The following is a 14,744-nucleotide window of genomic DNA, read 5'->3' as shown; positions in this document are numbered from 1 at the left end:
AAATGATAACTTTAAAATCAGCACGTGAAATCGAAGCCATGGACAAGGCTGGTGATTTCCTAGCAAGTATCCATATTGGCTTACGTGATTTGATTAAGCCAGGCGTGGATATGTGGGAAGTTGAAGAGTACGTTCGTCGACGTTGTAAAGAGGAGAATTTCCTTCCTTTACAGATTGGCGTTGATGGTGCAGTTATGGATTATCCCTATGCCACTTGTTGCTCTCTTAATGACGAAGTAGCTCACGCTTTCCCACGTCATTACATATTGAAAGATGGCGATTTGCTCAAGGTTGACATGGTACTGGGTGGTCCGATTGCAAAATCCGACCTCAATGTCTCTAAACTCAACTTCAACAATGTTGAACAAATGAAAAAATACACCCAAAGTTATACTGGTGGTTTAGCTGACTCATGTTGGGCTTATGCGGTTGGTACACCGTCTGAAGAAGTGAAAAACCTTATGGACGTAACCAAGGAAGCTATGTATAAAGGGATTGAGCAAGCAGTTGTCGGCAATCGTATCGGTGATATCGGTGCGGCCATTCAAGAATATGCTGAAAGTCGCGGTTACGGTGTCGTTCGTGATTTGGTTGGTCATGGTGTTGGACCAACAATGCACGAGGAGCCAATGGTTCCTAACTACGGTATTGCAGGCCGTGGACTCCGTCTCCGTGAAGGAATGGTACTAACTATTGAACCAATGATCAATACTGGTGACTGGGAAATTGATACAGATATGAAGACTGGCTGGGCTCATAAGACTATAGATGGCGGCCTGTCTTGCCAATATGAACACCAGTTTGTGATTACCAAAGACGGTCCTGTTATCTTGACTAGTCAAGGTGAAGAAGGAACGTATTAAAAAAAGGAGCTTAGCTCCTTTTTTGTGTCAAATTTAGTCAAAATAAATAAGCGTAGCAGACTTCTTACAAATTTATTCTTTTGTAGTACAATAGGATTAGAATTTTGAGAAAGTAGGTAATTCGTTGGAGTCGATTATATTTCTAGTATCCGTTTTTTTAGCAGGTATCCTGTCCTTCTTTTCACCCTGTATCTTTCCTTTGCTACCTGTCTATGCTGGTATTTTACTGGATGATCAGGGGAATTCGAAAAGCTTTCGCTTTTTTGGAAGAGACGTTGCATGGTCTGGTTTAATTCGAACCTTGTGCTTTATTGCAGGAATCTCCCTCATTTTCTTTATTTTGGGATTTGGAGCTGGATTCCTAGGGCATATGCTCTATGCAGACTGGTTTCGTTATGCTATGGGAATAGTCATTATTCTTTTAGGACTTCATCAGATGGAAATCTTGCATTTCAATAAACTGGAGGTTCAAAAGACAGTCACCTTCAAACAATCAAAGTCTAATCACTATCTGTCAGCCTTTTTACTTGGGATAACCTTTAGTTTTGGTTGGACCCCTTGTATCGGACCAGTCTTAAGTTCAGTCTTGGCCCTAGCAGCTTCAGGTGGCAATGGTGCTTGGCAAGGAGCTGTGTTAACATTAGTATACACATTGGGAATGGCCCTTCCTTTCATTGTTTTGGCCTTGGCTTCGGGCTGGATTATGCCCTATTTTAGTAAATTAAAACCCCATATGATTCTACTAAAGAAAATCGGGGGAGCTTTGATTATTTTGATGGGATTATTATTAATGCTAGGGCAATTAAATGCCTTGTCAGGAATTCTTGGATAAAAGGAGAAAAAATGAAAAAAGTTATTTTTGCTGGATTGAGCCTCATGTCTCTATTCTTGTTGATTGCCTGTGGTGAAAAAGAAACCAAACAGACAAGCAGTCCAAAACAACCTGCTGTACAACAAATCGCAGTCGGTAAGGATGCGCCAGACTTTACCTTGCAGTCTATGGATGGCAAAGAAGTCAAGTTATCAGATTATAAAGGGAAAAAGGTCTATTTGAAATTCTGGGCTTCTTGGTGCGGACCATGTAAAAAAAGCATGCCTGAGCTGATGGAATTAGCTGCCAAACAAGATCGAGACTTTGAAATCTTGAGTGTCATTGCACCAGGTCTACAAGGTGAAAAAACAGTTCAAGACTTTCCAAAATGGTATCAAGAACAAGGATACAAGGATATTCCAGTTCTATATGATACGCAAGCAACTACCTTCCAAGCCTACCAAATTCGTAGTATTCCAACGGAATACTTGATTGACAGTCAAGGTAAAATCGGAAAAATCCAATTTGGTGCTATTAGCAACGCTGATGCAGAAGCAGCATTTAAAGAAATGAAATAAAGAAAAAATCGCGATTGTTCGCGATTTTTTTATAGTTTTTCATTGATAAAGCGGATAAATTGATTCCACCAAACCTTCAAAAAGAAGGCTTTTTCAACTTTCTTTTCAGAAACCATTTCAAAAGATGGTTTGTCGGAAGTAAGATAACCTTGGCCAATCAAATCCTGATCATCATAGGTTAGAGTACCAACAACCTTGTCTTCTTCTAATGGAGCCATTTCTGATGTTGATTTCGGTGTGAATTGGAGAGCTGGTGTAGTACCGCTTCCGATGCGTTGGACGATGGAAATGTCTGACTTAGCGACAGCTGTCACATTATCTTCTTTACCATCCAGAACTGTTACTTTACTATCGTTGTATGCTTCACCTTTCTGAACGACGGTTTTTAAGGCAAAATTTGCAGAAATATAATCTAAAAGTGCAGAAGTAGCAGTAAAACGTGCATAAGGGTTGGTATCTTGTTGATCTGCATTCAAAACAACCGTAATAATACGCATCCCTTTCTCAACAGTTGTTCCAACGAATGAAGCACCAGCTTTATCAGTAGTACCTGTCTTTAGTCCATCAATACCACCACGATAGGCAGGCATTCCCTCCAACATATAGTTGGTTGAGTGGATTTCAAGTCCTGCAAAGGTAGAAGTTGGTTTTTTGGTGATTTCCAAAACTTGAGGATAATCTCGGATGAGGTTACGAGCGACGATTGCAACATCGTAGGCACTCAACTTGTTTTCATCGTCTTTTTTAGAACCAGGATAGATATTATCGCCAAGGGTCTCATTATTTAAACCAGTTGTGTTTACAATAGTTGCATCTTGAATTCCCCATTCAAGAAGTTTAGCCCTCATCTTGTCTACAAAGTCTTTCTCAGAACCAGCAATCTTTTCTGCTAGCGCAATCGCAGCACTGTTTGCGCTGGATACCATTGTAGCCTCTAATAGCTGTTCAACAGTATAATTTCGAGCTTCCATAGGGACGTTACTCGCCTCAGAATTAGTTGTAAGTTTGTAAGGATAGTCCGAAATATCAACAGGTGTAGATAGGCTGATAGTTCCTTGTTCCAGAGCTTCATAGACCAAATAAACTGTAACCAGTTTGGTAATAGAAGCAATTTCTACAGGCTGATTTGCATCTTTTTCATAGAGGATTTTTCCAGTTGTAGCCTCGACAGCAATGGCATGTTTAGCAGCAACATCAAACTCCTGAGCAGAAACAGTAGAAGCTGTTCCAAAAACAAAAAGTGTCATAAAAGATAAAATTATTTTTTTCATATTAGCTTTATTTTATCATAAAGAAAAAAAATATTCTCGCTTTTTTACTAAAGCCATCTTATCTTTTTAAGAAATGTGGTAAAATAGAGAGAAGGAGGATACCTATGTTCCGTAGAAACAAATTATTTTTTTGGACAGCTGAAATTTTATTATTAACACTGATTTTCTATCTTTGGAGAGAAATGGGAGCTATCATTACTCCCTTCGTGACGGTTGTGAATACCATCATGATTCCATTTTTGCTTGGTGGATTTTTTTACTACATTACAAATCCCATCGTTACTTTCTTAGAAAAGAGATGTAAAATCAATCGTCTAATTGGTGTCTTGGTCACTCTTTGTGCCTTAATTGGTGCTATCGTTGTAGGGGTCGTTTATCTCTTGCCGATTTTGATTAATCAGTTGACCAGCTTGATTATTTCTAGTCAAAACATCTATAGTAGACTACAAGATTTGATCATCGATTTGTCCATGAATCCAGTCTTCCAAAATATTGATATTCAACAAACTATTCAACAACTGAATCTCTCCTATGTGGATATCCTCCAGAATATCCTGAATAGCGTCAGCAACAGTTTAGGAAGCGTTCTTTCAGCCTTGTTTAGTACAGTTCTGATTCTCATTATGACCCCTGTATTCTTGATTTATTTCTTGTTGGATGGTCATAAGTTGCTACCAATGTTGGAACGTACCGTCTTAAAACATGACAAATTGAATCTTTCTAGCCTTTTAACCAATCTCAATACAACCATAGCGCGCTATATCAGTGGAATTGCGATTGATGCGGTTATTATTGGATGTTTAGCTTATATTGGCTATAGCGTTATCGGATTAAAGTACGCCTTAGTTTTTGCTATTTTCTCTGGAATCGCAAATTTAATTCCTTATGTTGGTCCAAGTATTGGCTTGATTCCAATGGTGATTGCCAATGTGTTCACGGATCCTCATCGTATGTTGATTGCGGTTGCTTATATGCTTATTATTCAGCAGATTGACGGAAATGTTCTCTATCCACGCATCGTTGGAGGGGTTATGAAAGTGCATCCGATTACGATTTTGGTGCTCCTTTTACTGTCAAGTAATATCTACGGTGTCATAGGGATGGTCGTAGCAGTACCTACTTACTCTATTTTTAAAGAAATTACTAAGTTCCTAGCGAAATTATATGAAAACCATAAAGAAGCTCATAAAGAAGCTAAGGAATTGGAAAAAACAGAATCAAATTAAAATCAGGGAAACCTGATTTTTTTGATGAAAATACTATCTCCAAACAAAAAGAAGTTTGAATTTATATTGCCATAAAGAAGCAGAAGAACAGGATTTGATAAGATTTAGATTAATTCACAAAATATGTGTAAAACACTTGCAATTTAGCAGAAATTTGATAAAATAGTAAGGAAAGTTAGACTGTATTGCCTACTGTCTATCTATAAAATATATTTTATTGGAGGCTTTTACTCAAATGGCAAAAGAAAAATACGATCGTAGTAAACCACACGTTAACATTGGTACTATCGGACACGTTGACCACGGTAAAACTACTTTGACTGCAGCTATCACAACTGTATTGGCACGTCGCTTGCCTTCAGCAGTTAACCAACCTAAAGACTATGCGTCTATCGATGCTGCTCCAGAAGAACGCGAACGCGGTATCACTATCAACACTGCGCACGTTGAGTACGAAACTGAAAAACGTCACTACGCTCACATCGATGCTCCAGGACACGCGGACTACGTTAAAAACATGATCACTGGTGCCGCTCAAATGGACGGAGCTATCCTTGTAGTAGCTTCAACTGACGGACCAATGCCACAAACTCGTGAGCACATCCTTCTTTCACGTCAGGTTGGTGTTAAACACCTTATCGTCTTCATGAACAAAATTGACTTGGTAGACGACGAAGAATTGCTTGAATTGGTTGAAATGGAAATCCGTGACCTCTTGTCAGAATACGACTTCCCAGGTGACGATCTTCCAGTTATCCAAGGTTCAGCTCTTAAAGCTCTTGAAGGTGACTCTAAATACGAAGACATCATCATGGAATTGATGAACACTGTTGATGAGTACATCCCAGAACCAGAACGTGACACTGAAAAACCATTGCTTCTTCCAGTCGAAGACGTATTCTCAATCACTGGACGTGGTACAGTTGCTTCAGGACGTATCGACCGTGGTACTGTTCGTGTCAACGACGAAATCGAAATCGTTGGTATCAAAGAAGAAACTCAAAAAGCAGTTGTTACTGGTGTTGAAATGTTCCGTAAACAACTTGACGAAGGTCTTGCCGGAGATAACGTAGGTGTCCTTCTTCGTGGTGTTCAACGTGACGAAATCGAACGTGGACAAGTTATCGCTAAACCAGGTTCAATCAACCCACACACTAAATTTAAAGGTGAAGTCTACATCCTTACTAAAGAAGAAGGTGGACGTCATACTCCATTCTTCAACAACTACCGTCCACAATTCTACTTCCGTACTACTGACGTTACAGGTTCAATCGAACTTCCTGCAGGTACTGAAATGGTAATGCCTGGTGATAACGTGACTATCGACGTTGAGTTGATCCACCCAATCGCCGTAGAACAAGGTACTACATTCTCTATCCGTGAGGGTGGACGTACTGTTGGTTCAGGTATGGTTACAGAAATCGAAGCTTAATTCGATTAAGTTCCCAGAAGAACAATTATTTAAGTCAGACACTAAAAGAATCTTGCCTTGCAAGGTTCTTTTTTTCTTAGTCTATTTGAAGTGCTTCTACTCTAGCAGTATAATCGTTTTTTTGGTATAATAAAAGTTATGGAAATCGAAAAAACCAATCGTATGAACGCCCTTTTTGAATTTTATGCGGCGCTTTTGACAGACAAGCAGATGAACTATATTGAACTCTATTATGCTGATGATTATAGTCTTGCTGAGATTGCTGAGGAGTTCGGTGTCAGTCGTCAGGCTGTCTATGACAATATCAAGCGTACGGAAAAGATTCTAGAAGATTATGAGATGAAACTGCACATGTATTCCGACTACATTGTCCGCAGTCAGATTTTTGACCAGATCTTAGAGCGTTATCCCAAGGATGACTTTCTGCTGGAGCAGATAGAAATTTTAACAAGCATTGATAATAGAGAATAAGAGGAAGAAAAATGGCATTTGAAAGTTTAACAGAACGTTTGCAGAACGTCTTTAAAAATTTACGTAAAAAAGGAAAAATTTCTGAGGCTGATGTTCAAGAAGCAACCAAAGAGATTCGCTTGGCCTTGCTGGAAGCCGACGTTGCTTTGCCAGTTGTAAAGGACTTTATCAAGAAGGTTCGTGAACGTGCAGTCGGACACGAGGTCATTGATACCCTCAATCCGGCCCAACAGATTATCAAAATCGTTGATGAGGAATTGACAGCTGTTTTAGGTTCCGATACGGCAGAGATTATCAAGTCACCTAAAATTCCAACCATTATCATGATGGTCGGTTTGCAAGGGGCTGGTAAAACGACCTTTGCTGGTAAGCTGGCTAATAAACTCAAGAAGGAAGAAAATGCTCGTCCTTTGATGATTGCGGCGGATATTTATCGTCCAGCAGCCATCGATCAGCTGAAAACACTTGGACAACAGATTGATGTTCCAGTTTTTGCACTTGGAACAGAAGTGCCGGCTGTTGAGATTGTTCGCCAAGGTTTGGCGCAAGCTCAAGCCAATCACAACGACTATGTCTTGATTGATACGGCAGGGCGTTTACAAATCGATGAACTTCTCATGAATGAGCTTCGTGATGTTAAAGCACTGGCTCAACCAAATGAAATTCTACTCGTCATTGATGCCATGATTGGTCAAGAAGCAGCTAATGTTGCTCGTGAATTCAATGCTCAGTTGGAAGTAACTGGTGTCATCCTTACCAAGATTGATGGGGACACACGTGGTGGTGCGGCTCTATCTGTTCGTCATATCACTGGTAAACCAATTAAGTTCACTGGTACGGGTGAAAAGATTACAGATATCGAAACCTTCCACCCAGATCGTATGTCAAGCCGTATCCTTGGTATGGGGGATATGCTGACCTTGATCGAGAAAGCTTCTCAGGAATACGATGAGCAAAAAGCCCTTGAAATGGCTGAGAAGATGCGTGAAAACACCTTTGATTTCAATGATTTCATCGATCAATTGGATCAGGTGCAAAATATGGGGCCAATGGAAGACTTACTCAAGATGATTCCAGGGATGGCTAACAATCCAGCTCTTCAAAATATGAAGGTGGATGAGCGCCAGATTGCGCGCAAACGTGCCATCGTATCTTCGATGACACCTGAGGAGCGTGAAAACCCTGATTTGTTAAATCCAAGTCGTCGCCGTCGTATCGCTGCAGGTTCTGGAAATACCTTTGTCGAAGTCAATAAATTCATCAAAGACTTTAACCAGGCTAAACAGCTTATGCAAGGTGTCATGTCTGGGGATATGAACAAGATGATGAAGCAGATGGGAATCAATCCCAATAACCTTCCTAAAAATATGCCAAATATGGGAGGGATGGATATGTCAGCCCTTGAAGGCATGATGGGACAAGGTGGAATGCCCGATATGTCAGCTCTTGGAGGAGCAGGCATGCCAGATATGACCCAGATGTTTGGTGGCGGACTTAAAGGTAAAATCGGTGAATTTGCCATGAAACAGTCTATGAAACGCATGGCCAACAAAATGAAAAAAGCGAAGAAAAAACGTAAATAAAAAAGGAAAGCAGAAGTGCTTTCCTTTTTTATATAAAATATGTGATTTCTATGATTAGGCAATTTTCTTACTAGAAAAATGACTAAATAGAAAGAGTAATCTCAAATCCTTGCATCCATTCGGATTTTACTGTGATTTCGATTTTTAAAGCATCTGCTAATTGTTTGACCAGATAGAGGCCCATGCCTGTTGATTTTTTCCTTGTCTCACCTGAATCACCTGTAAAACCTTTCTCAAAGATATGAGGGAAGTCACAAGCTTTAACTCCGCAGCCATTATCCCTAATAATAAGACTTGTACGTCCCTTGTCTTTTGACATAGAAATCTTGAGTTCTGGCTTATCAGAGCTATATTTAAGGGAGTTAGCTAGTATTTGAGACAGGATAAATTCAAAACTGCGTTGATCGGTGTAGCAGATTCCTTGTATGTTTTCTACCTTAATCGTAAATTTCTTTTCTTTGAGCAAGGGATCAAAGTTTTCCAAAAGTTCCTGAATACACTCTTCGAGGTCGACATCTTCAAATAGAAAATCATTTTTTTCACTTTTAACCCTGTAATAGAATAGTATCTGTGATACATTTTCTTGGATTTGATTTTTTACATAATCCAACTTAAAAGCTGTATCCTTCGGCAGCTGGTCACTTTGGTTGTCCAAAAGGAGGGAAAGAAGCGATAGAGGAAGTTTGATTTCATGAGCCCACTTTTCAACATAGTCCTCATAGTCGGCTAGTAATGAATTGAGCTTTCCTATTTCCGCCTGTTTTTGGTAGAGCGCATTTGCGATTTCCTCGAGGCTTTCTTTCTCTGAGACAGTTGATAAACGCAATAATTCCAGCTCCGTATCTATCTTAGGATTGGCTATGAAGGCTTTATAAGCAGCTGATTTTTTCCTTTCTTTTCTTATAAGTAGGAGTGATAGGATAAAAAAGAGTAGGACTGTAGCTAAAAGATAGAGCAGGATGAGAGCTTGAAACATCCTCACGTCTGAAAGCCAAAGCAGAATCGCTGTGAATAGATCAAATACTAAAAGAACAAGTAACCAGGGCAGGTAAGTAGCTAGATATTTAAGATTCTGTTTCATCTGGACTTACCTCTTCTAGCTTGTAACCAATACCTCTGACGGACTTGACTTGAAGGGCAATGCCAGCCTGTTTCATCACCTTTTTGAGCCTTGCAATATTTACTTGAAGAGCATTTTCATCGATGAACTCAGTTGTGTTCCATAGTTTCATACTTAGTTCTTCTTTTGTGACGACAGGAGCATTAGTAACCAATAAGGTTTCTAACAATTTCCCTTGATTTTGGGGGAGTATAATCGAGTGTCCGTTGATATAAAGGGTATAGGTTTGTCTATCCAGCAGAAAATTATCTTTTTCAAGTAGATTTTGTCTGCCTTCATAGCGTTTCAGGATATTTTCTATACGTGCCAAAAATCTTTCTTTCTTGAAAGGCTTTGTTAGATACTCATCTGCCCCTAATTTCAGGGCGTAAATCTCATCTTTTAGTTGTTCACGGGAGGTGAGAACCAATATGGGCACAGAGCGTTTTGACTTGAGATTTTTACAAATTTGAAAGCCAGTTTCTCCTGGTAAATTCAAATCCAGTATGATTAGATCTGTATCGTATTGAAGCACTTGTTGGCTCGTATCTTTGAAGTCAGTCAACTTATCAACTTGATAACCCGCTTTCTCTAACAAAATAACAATTTCATCTCGAATCAAGGCTTCATCTTCAATAACCAGAATATGCTTCATATCGGTTCCTCCTTTTCCTATTTTATTCTACCTTATTCATCTCTTTTGGGTTCCATTAAGGACAACAAGTATTTGTTGCTATTTTTCTTTACAATTCTGACATAGATGACTTCAAATCCAGCTAAGAGAAGTACTATCAGCATGGCTGTGATAAATTTCTGCCCCATGGCCATTCTTGCGCTAGCGGGTACTATTCCTGTGAGGAGGGAGCTCACTCCGAAGCTACTACTGATAAGTGCAAGGGCTATTGGCAGACCAAAATACCAATTGATTTGCTTTTCTGAAGATTTACAAAGAGTTTCGTAGTTTGCTCCAAGATGGATTAAGGTCTGGTATCGTCTGTAAGATTGTCTTTGTCCCATCAAAAACTGAACGCCGATGATTGTATTTGCGACAACAAGGAAGATGATAGCCAGATAGATGGTGACATAGCTGGCAGAGATAATGTAAAATAATTGTCTTCCCATATTTTGTATATAGCTTTCATAGCCAAGAGAGGTTTGATTTAGCTTTTCATTTGTATCTGAGATAGCTCTCATCAGGCCTTTTTCCTTGACTAGTTCAGGAGCCAAGATACCACTGACATAGTTCGAATAGTGACCGTCTGTATAGCTCATAAAGGTCTCATCTGGGACTATGAGGGCTACAGAAATGGTTATTTCGCGATCCGTTACAATCGGTAAAGAATGAACCTCTCCAATCAATTTTACATCATTTCCCATGACTTTGATTTGAGGTTTTGCTTTCAGAACAGAGTTGACGAGATTCTCATCGGGGAGAAAATCTTTTCCCATATACAAGTAGGCTTCCTCGCTAGTTAATTCTAGAGGAGGGAGATTGGCAGCCTTTCTAAGTTCATTGTATTCGGAAACTGGTATGAGGTGGGAAGTAGTAGACTGTTTAAATCTTTGGAGCAAAATTTCCATGTTCTTACTGCCTTTTTGCTTTTTCAACTCCTTGATGATCTCTTCGAAGGACACGGACTCGTTTTCTTTTGGTTTCCCGACTTTGATTTGTAGAATCTTTGAGAACTGTGATGCTAGTCCTTCTGCTTCAAGCTCTTTTTTAACTGTATTCACATCAAGATTTTCATCTGTATCCTGTTTGCTATCTCTAAATGTATAATCCAATACGTGGGTTTGATTGCCTGAATTGCCACTTGAAATAGCAACACCTGCTCCAAAGAGGCACAAGGCAGAGAAGATTAAGAGGGAGCAGATGGCCAGTATAGTTGAGCGCTGGATAACTAATTCCTGAATCTGTCTAAAATTATAGGCATGAAGTTTTCGATTGTTTCCAAGCTTGACCAAAAAGTCTATAAATAAACGCATACCAAAGAAGAGTAGGATAGTTCCCAGAGTTCCTAAGAGAACGGTGATTCCCATTGTTATGACATTTTCCCAAGCTCGTCTACTCATCCCCAAGTAATAGGCTGTCCCTAGAAGCAAAATTCCGAGGACGGAAGCAAGAAGGTACACCCCCTTGGGGAGTAGTTTCTTTATCCCAGAAGGAGAATAGGCAAGCAGGTTTCCGATTTCCATATTGGCCGTCTTTGCACTTAAAAGGACAAAAACAGCTAATTTTACGGCTAGGAAGCCGATGACTGTATAGACTAGAGCTGTGGTAGATAGAGAAAATTGATGTTCAATAATCCCTAGTCCCACAATTTTAGCGGTTATTAGGCTGATTAGTTCTGAAATCAAGATAGAAATTGGAAGGCCTATTCCAAGGGCAAGGACACTGTTTCTCAAATCCTCGAGCAGGAGTAGCAAGAACAGTTTGCTTCTTCGCATTCCCAGTGTGAGATAGACACCAAATTCATGTTTTCTCCTTTCCATCTGCATACTGCTTGCGAAGTAGACTAGAAAAAAGAGAATAAAGAGCGTTGCTACATAAAGAATAGGAATCATGCTAAAGAGTTTATTTACAGCATCACTTTCTATTTGTTTGAGAAAGATCATTACATCTTGATGAGACAAAGAAAGGATGATGTAAAAGGAGATAATAGAAAGAACCATGGAACTGAAGTACAAGCCATTATTTTTTCGATCTCTCTTGCTATTTGTTGAGACTAATTTAGAAAACATTGCCATCACCTCCAGCTAGGGCTGCCATGACCTTTAGTATTCTGTGGTAGAAATCTTCTTGACTTTCTCTTGGATAATCGCGACGGATTTCATGGAATAGTTTTCCGTCTTGGATAAACAAGATGCGGTTGCAAAAGCTGGCTGCAACGGAATCGTGGGTCACCATGAGAATGGTGGTTTCTTCCACTTGATTCATTTCGGATAATTTTTGCATCAAAATGGTCGCATTTTTTGAATCCAAAGCCCCTGTGGGCTCGTCTGCAAATACAATCTTAGGGTCTAAAATTAAGGCGCGCGCAGCAGCTACCCTTTGCCGTTGACCACCTGATAATTGAGAAGGGAACTTATCCAGAAGTTCAGAAATATCCAGATATTGGGAAAGTAATTCTAACCGAACCTTGCTTTCGTCGGCATCGACCTTGTGTAAAGACAAGGGGAGTAAAATATTTTCTTTGGCTGTAAGATTGTCCAAAAGCTCAAAATTCTGGAAGAGATAGCCAATTTCCTTGCCTCTATAATCTGCTAATTGGCTCCCTTTTAACTGACCTAAATCTTTTTCTTGCATTTGAATAGAGCCGTCAGTTGGCTTGATGATTGTGGCGAGACAGTTAAGAAGGGTTGTTTTCCCAGAACCGCTACTCCCCATAATTCCTAAGAACTCACCTTTTACAACTTGAAAAGATATGCCGTTTAAGGCCTTGGTGATATTCGGCTCTTTTCCATAATGCTTTTTTAATGATTCTACTCGTAAAATTGTTTCCATGTGGAACACCTCCATCTTTTGTTACTTTCATTATAATATGAATCAGAGTAGAATAACACTTACGGATGATGTAAGAAATCTTTATCGCTGACTTTTATAGTCAGGTTATTAGAGCTATACTTACTATATTATAGCATGGTTTCAGGGATTTAAAAAGAGGAGTTGAAGCTCAAGGACTTTCCATATTACAAGAATTTCTGATTTTGAAAATATGAAAGAAAAAGCCTTAGAAACATTGATTTCTAGGGCTTTTTAACTTATTAACTCTATTCCCACTCAACGGTTGCAGGTGGTTTACTTGTAATGTCATAGACGATACGGTTAACGTGATCCACTTCATTAACGATACGTACAGAAATCTTTTGAAGGATTTCCCAAGGAATCTTGGCAAAGTCAGCTGTCATACCATCGATAGAAGTGATAGCGCGAATGGCGATGGTGTAGTCATAAGTACGACCATCACCCATAACACCTACTGAACGAACGCCTGTGTTGACAGTGAAGTATTGCCAGATATCGCGGTCAAGACCAGCTTTAGCGATTTCTTCACGTAGGATAGCATCAGACTCACGAACAGTTTCTAGTTTTTCCTCAGTGATTTCACCCATGACACGGATAGCGAGTCCTGGTCCTGGGAATGGTTGGCGCCATACGATGTGGTCTGGCATACCAAGCTCTGTACCGAGGGCACGGACTTCGTCTTTATAAAGAGTGTTCAATGGTTCAATCAGTTCAAACTGCATGTCTTCTGGAAGACCACCAACGTTGTGGTGTGACTTGATGGTTTGAGCTGTATCTGTACCAGACTCAATCACGTCAGTGTAAAGCGTTCCCTGAGCAAGGAATTTCACATCTTTGAGCTTGCTTGCTTCGTCATCAAAGACATAAACAAATTCGTTACCGATGATTTTACGTTTTTGCTCAGGGTCAGAAACACCAGCAAGTTTGTCAAGGAAACGTTTAGCAGCATCTGCTTTGACGATATTCAAACCAAACTTACCACCAAGCATGTCCATAACTTGATCTGCTTCACCTTTACGAAGAAGACCGTGGTCTACAAAGATACAGATCAATTGATCGCCGATTGCTTTCTGGAGAAGAACGCCAACAACAGAAGAGTCAACACCACCTGATAGGCCGAGAAGAACACGCTTGTCACCTACAGTTTCACGGATTTTCTTGATCTGCATATCGATGAAGTTATCCATTGACCAATCACCCTTAGCTTTACAGATGTTAAGAGCAAAGTTGCGAAGGATATCATTCCCGTATACAGAATGGCGAACTTCTGGGTGGAATTGGATACCATAGATGTGCTTGTCAGGGTTTTCAATAGCTGCATAAGGACAGTCAGCAGAAGTTCCAGTACGAACGAAATCAGCTGGAATCTCTGTAACAGCATCGCCATGGCTCATCAAAACAATCTGTTCTTCAGGAGTCCCTTCAAAGAGAGCAGAAGTGGTGTGGGTAAGTGGTGATTGGCCATACTCTCGGTTACCAGCATCACCTGCAGGAACAACTTTTCCTCCAAGTTTATGAGTTAAAAGTTGCATACCATAGCAGATTCCTAAAATTGGAATGCCAAGTTCAAAAATTTCTGGGTCAATATCAAATGAACCATCTTCGTATACAGAGTTTGGTCCACCAGAGAGGATGATCCCTACAGGGTTAATCGCACGAACCTCTGCGGCTGAGATTTTGTGACTTTTTAGCTCTGAAAAAACACCAATTTCACGAATACGGCGTGAAATCAGCTGGTTGTATTGGCTACCATAGTCCAGCACGATGATTTTTTCGACATCTTGCAAATCAGTTGAAATGTTGCTCATCTTTTTCCTTTCTCAAAAGAAATATCTTTTTCAATATTCTATCACAAATAGGGGCTAATTACCAACTAAACAAGGC

13 protein-coding genes are annotated in these 14,744 nt (G+C 39.9%); 7 read left to right on the top strand and 6 right to left on the bottom strand.

Annotated elements, in window-relative coordinates; translation table 11 throughout:
- The first annotated feature begins 2 nt into the window (after window positions 1-2).
- The 3 genes from HMPREF2991_RS00950 (at window position 3) to sdbB (ending at window position 2,252) form a co-directional block, all read left to right on the top strand.
- A complete protein-coding gene (locus tag HMPREF2991_RS00950) occupies window positions 3-863 on the top strand; it encodes a methionyl aminopeptidase (protein WP_000631558.1) in 861 nt (286 codons plus the stop codon).
- Between the two features lie 124 nt (window positions 864-987).
- The gene (gene ccdA2, locus HMPREF2991_RS00945) at window positions 988-1,695 is read left to right on the top strand and encodes a thiol-disulfide oxidoreductase-associated membrane protein CcdA2 (protein ID WP_002875594.1); all 708 of its coding nucleotides are present in this window, start codon (window positions 988-990) and stop codon (window positions 1,693-1,695) included.
- Between the two features lie 11 nt (window positions 1,696-1,706).
- Window positions 1,707-2,252 carry a thiol-disulfide oxidoreductase-associated lipoprotein SdbB gene (gene sdbB, locus HMPREF2991_RS00940; RefSeq protein ID WP_000755591.1) on the top strand — a complete coding sequence of 182 codons (546 nt, stop codon included), beginning with the start codon at window positions 1,707-1,709 and terminating at the stop codon, window positions 2,250-2,252.
- A gap of 29 nt (window positions 2,253-2,281) precedes the next feature.
- Here sdbB and pbp3 read toward each other — a convergent pair whose 3' ends face one another.
- Window positions 2,282-3,523: a D-alanyl-D-alanine carboxypeptidase PBP3 gene (gene pbp3, locus HMPREF2991_RS00935; RefSeq protein ID WP_070568737.1), complete on the bottom strand. Its 1,242-nt coding sequence runs from the start codon at window positions 3,521-3,523 to the stop codon at window positions 2,282-2,284.
- 104 nt (window positions 3,524-3,627) lie between these two features.
- Here pbp3 and HMPREF2991_RS00930 point away from each other — a divergent pair, with 104 nt between their 5' ends.
- The 4 genes from HMPREF2991_RS00930 to ffh all read left to right on the top strand — a co-directional run bounded on the left by HMPREF2991_RS00930 (window position 3,628) and on the right by ffh (window position 8,235).
- A complete protein-coding gene (locus HMPREF2991_RS00930) occupies window positions 3,628-4,749 on the top strand; it encodes an AI-2E family transporter (RefSeq protein WP_070568734.1) in 1,122 nt (373 codons plus the stop codon).
- 235 nt (window positions 4,750-4,984) lie between these two features.
- Window positions 4,985-6,181, top strand: a complete 1,197-nt coding sequence (gene tuf / locus HMPREF2991_RS00925; protein ID WP_001040720.1) for an elongation factor Tu — start codon at window positions 4,985-4,987, stop codon at window positions 6,179-6,181.
- Window positions 6,182-6,319: 138 nt separating this feature from the next.
- Window positions 6,320-6,652, top strand: coding sequence for a putative DNA-binding protein (locus tag HMPREF2991_RS00920; protein WP_061427218.1), 333 nt, complete (start codon window positions 6,320-6,322; stop codon window positions 6,650-6,652).
- Between the two features lie 11 nt (window positions 6,653-6,663).
- The gene (gene ffh, locus HMPREF2991_RS00915) at window positions 6,664-8,235 is read left to right on the top strand and encodes a signal recognition particle protein (RefSeq protein WP_070568732.1); all 1,572 of its coding nucleotides are present in this window, start codon (window positions 6,664-6,666) and stop codon (window positions 8,233-8,235) included.
- A gap of 82 nt (window positions 8,236-8,317) precedes the next feature.
- On the opposite strand, the gene HMPREF2991_RS00910 is transcribed toward ffh, so the two are convergent.
- The 5 genes from HMPREF2991_RS00910 to guaA all read right to left on the bottom strand — a co-directional run bounded on the left by HMPREF2991_RS00910 (window position 8,318) and on the right by guaA (window position 14,668).
- The gene (locus HMPREF2991_RS00910; RefSeq protein WP_070568729.1) at window positions 8,318-9,316 is read right to left on the bottom strand and encodes a sensor histidine kinase; all 999 of its coding nucleotides are present in this window, start codon (window positions 9,314-9,316) and stop codon (window positions 8,318-8,320) included.
- Window positions 9,300-9,989 carry a response regulator transcription factor gene (locus tag HMPREF2991_RS00905; protein ID WP_070568722.1) on the bottom strand — a complete coding sequence of 230 codons (690 nt, stop codon included), beginning with the start codon at window positions 9,987-9,989 and terminating at the stop codon, window positions 9,300-9,302. The genes HMPREF2991_RS00910 and HMPREF2991_RS00905 overlap by 17 nt, the downstream gene beginning before the upstream one ends.
- Before the next feature lie 32 nt (window positions 9,990-10,021).
- Window positions 10,022-12,076 (bottom strand): FtsX-like permease family protein, encoded by a 2,055-nt coding sequence (locus tag HMPREF2991_RS00900; RefSeq protein ID WP_070568719.1) that lies wholly within the window; start codon window positions 12,074-12,076, stop codon window positions 10,022-10,024.
- Window positions 12,066-12,839, bottom strand: coding sequence for an ABC transporter ATP-binding protein (locus HMPREF2991_RS00895; RefSeq protein ID WP_000447868.1), 774 nt, complete (start codon window positions 12,837-12,839; stop codon window positions 12,066-12,068). The genes HMPREF2991_RS00900 and HMPREF2991_RS00895 overlap by 11 nt, the downstream gene beginning before the upstream one ends.
- Window positions 12,840-13,105: 266 nt before the next feature.
- Entirely contained in the window at window positions 13,106-14,668 is a 1,563-nt protein-coding gene (guaA, locus tag HMPREF2991_RS00890; protein ID WP_070568715.1) for a glutamine-hydrolyzing GMP synthase, read from the bottom strand.
- Window positions 14,669-14,744 lie beyond the last annotated feature (76 nt).

This window comes from Streptococcus sp. HMSC072D07 (assembly GCF_001814835.1).
Classification (GTDB): Bacteria; Bacillota; Bacilli; order Lactobacillales; family Streptococcaceae; genus Streptococcus.
Note: the sequence above shows the minus strand (reverse complement) of the source record. Positions and strands in the feature narration are given on the sequence as shown.